General features: G+C 67.9%; 3 protein-coding genes. All 3 read right to left on the reverse strand.

The window, feature by feature from the left end:
- Window positions 1-666, reverse strand: a 666-nt coding sequence (locus ACE3TU_RS21495; protein WP_374627896.1) for an SDR family NAD(P)-dependent oxidoreductase, incomplete at its 3' end; no start/stop codon positions are given.
- Window positions 663-1,658: an ABC transporter permease gene (locus ACE3TU_RS21500; protein ID WP_374627897.1), complete on the reverse strand. Its 996-nt coding sequence runs from the start codon at window positions 1,656-1,658 to the stop codon at window positions 663-665. The genes ACE3TU_RS21500 and ACE3TU_RS21495, both read right to left, overlap by 4 nt.
- A 177-nt stretch (window positions 1,659-1,835) precedes the next feature.
- Window positions 1,836-2,342: sugar ABC transporter substrate-binding protein (locus ACE3TU_RS21505; RefSeq protein ID WP_374627898.1), on the reverse strand; the 507-nt coding region annotated here is incomplete at its 5' end.

Raw genomic sequence — 2,342 nt, forward strand, 5'->3', positions numbered from 1 at the left:
CAGGAAGGCGTTGGCGACGTCGCGGACGCTGCCGAGCCGGCCGAGGGGGATGGCATCCTCCATCGACTGGATGAAGGCCGGCGAGCGGTGCAACTGGATCGCCTCGGTGAGGATGTTGCCGGGCTCGACGCCGTTGACGGTGATGCCATAGCCCGAGAACTCGAGCGCGGCGGCGCGGATCAGGCCGTTGATGCCGGCCTTGGTGGCCGAGTAATGGCCGTGGCCGGGGCTGGTGACGTGCGGGCCGGTGATCGAGGAGGTGAACAGGATGCGGCCATAGCGCTGCGCCTTCATCGGCGCGAGCGCGGCGCGGGCGGCAATGAAGCTGCCGCGCAGGTTGACGCCCATCACCCGGTCCCAGTCTTCCGGGGTGGTGTCCTCGAGCAGTTGCCATGGATAGATGCCGGCATTCTGGACGAGGATGTCGAGGCGGCCATGGCTTGCGACGGCGAGGGCGACGGCGGCCTCGGCGTCGGCTGCACTGGCGATGTCGGTGCGGATGAAGCGCGCGCCGAGTTCGGCGGCAGTGGCGGTGCCGGCCGCCACCTCGGTATCGGCGATGACGAGGCGGGCGCCTTCCTCGGCAAAGCGCTGGGCGATGCCCTTGCCGATGCCGCGGGCGGCGCCGATGACGAGAGCGGACTTGCCGTCGAGACGACCGGTCATGCGAGTTTCTGCCTGATCTGATGCTTGAGGGTGTCGAGCAGCACCGCCGCCAGCACCAGCAGGCCGTGGATGACCTGGGTGAAGTTGGCGGGCAGCCCCATGAGGTTGATGGCGGTGTTGATCGATGAAAGCAGCAGCACGCCGGCATAGACGCCGGGCAGGGCACCGACGCCGCCCTTGAGGCTGACCCCGCCGATCACCACAGCCGCAAAGGCGTTGAAGAGCAGGCCCGTCCCCAGATTGGCGGTGGCGCCAGACGTGCGGATGGCGAGCAGCCAGCCCGAGAGCCCGGCGACGGCGCCGGCGAGGACGAACGCCGTGAGGAGGATGCGCTGGACCTTGATGCCTGCCCGGAAGGTGGCGTTCTCGTTGCCGCCGATCATCAGCAGGTGCCGGCCGAACGGGGTTCGCGCCATGACGAAGGAGAAGGCCACGAAGCACAGGATGGCGATCCAGGCCGTGAGCGGCAGCCCGAGCAGGCGCTGCACGCCGAACCAGCGGATGGCCGGCGCCAGATCCTGCGCCGAACGGCCGCCCGAGACGGCGAGCACAAGGCCGCGCACCCAGATGTAGCTGGCGAGCGTCACGATGAAGGCGTTCATCTTCACCCGGACGATCAGGTAGCCGTTGATGGCGCCGACCAGGCCGCCGACGACGAGACCGAGCAGCAGGGAGACCGGCACCATCAGCCATTCCGGATCGAGCTTGAGGCCGAGCCCGATGCCGGCCGAGCAGAACAGGATGCCGACGGCCATGGCGCTCAAGGCGGCGACCGACTCGACGGACAGATCCATGTGCCCGGCAATGATCACCAGCGCCAGCCCGATGGACATGACGCCGAGCACGCTCGAGGCCTCGATGATGTTGGCGAAGATGCCGAGCTGGAAGTAGTTCGGGACGAACAGAGAGAAGGCCGCGAGGACGAACAGCAGCATGAACCAGACGAGGTTGTCGAGGACGAACTCGAGGGTGCGGCGGGTACTGGGGTTCATTGTCTGGTTCCGGCGATGGGAAGCTGGTCGTCGTCTGCCTCCGTGGGGGAGGGAGCGAGGCGGGGGTGGTCACACGCTCGGTCGCGTGGAGGCACCCCCACCCAAGTGCACGGCGAACCCGAGCGGGGCCCGGGCCCTGCTCGGCCGCCCTCCCTTGGGGAAGGGCGGCCGAGGTGGCTACTCCACCGACTTGACGGTGTCGGTCGGGGGCTTGAGATTGCCCCAGAACTTCGGATCGTCGACGTTGGACTTGTCGATCGCGGCGCCCGGCAGCTTGATGTTGGGGCCCCAGGCCTCATGGGTGACGGTGCCGGTCAGCCCGATGATGTCGTACTGGCCCGGTGCGATCTCGGCCTTGTTGACGATCTTGTCCATGAAGGCTGCAACGGCAGCGGCCTGGGCATAGAGCGGCTGCTCGACTTCGACGTTGAGCCAGCCCTTGCGGATCAGGTCGAGGCCGACGGGGGCACCGTTCGAGCTCATCAGCATGATGTCGCCCGGCTGCTTGCCGGCCGATTCGAGCGCCGCGACCACGGCCACCGAGAGGTGCGCGGCGTGCGAGAAGATCAGGTCGATGTCGGGATTGGCGACCAGCTGGTCGGCGGCGATGGTGCCGGCATTGCTGGCTTCCCAGAGCATGGCGGGCACGGAGATGATCTTGACGTCCGGGAAGGCCGCCATCTT

This window comes from Devosia sp. (genome assembly GCF_041917035.1).
GTDB lineage: Bacteria > Pseudomonadota > Alphaproteobacteria > Rhizobiales > Devosiaceae > Devosia_A.